This is a genomic window from Chryseobacterium sp. SIMBA_029, from assembly GCF_046535275.1.
Classification (GTDB): domain Bacteria; phylum Bacteroidota; class Bacteroidia; order Flavobacteriales; family Weeksellaceae; genus Chryseobacterium.
Genome location: NZ_JAWRXA010000666.1, coordinates 1 through 249 on the forward strand (window position 1 = coordinate 1; position 249 = coordinate 249).

Here is a 249-nt window from a genome sequence, read left to right on the forward strand (position 1 = left end):
CTTCCTTTACCAAATAACAATTCACTTTCTACATCGGCAGCAGTATCAAAGGTGATTTGAGCTCCATTCTTAAAGTCAATTTGATTTTGCATGGATTTATAATAAACCTCAGCATTAAGTTCATAGTTGTTATTATTGAAGTTTCTGCTGTATCCTAAGCTTACCTGGTCTGCAATTTCAGGTTTTACGGTATAGCTGCTTCCAATCCACTGATCGGTAGGATTTCCGCTGCTTGAGTTGCTTAAAAGG

General features: G+C 37.3%; 1 pseudogene. It reads right to left on the reverse strand.

What is annotated here, in order from left to right:
• Positions 1 to 249 (reverse strand): annotated as a pseudogene (locus SB679_RS25645) (hypothetical protein); the annotation flags it as partial.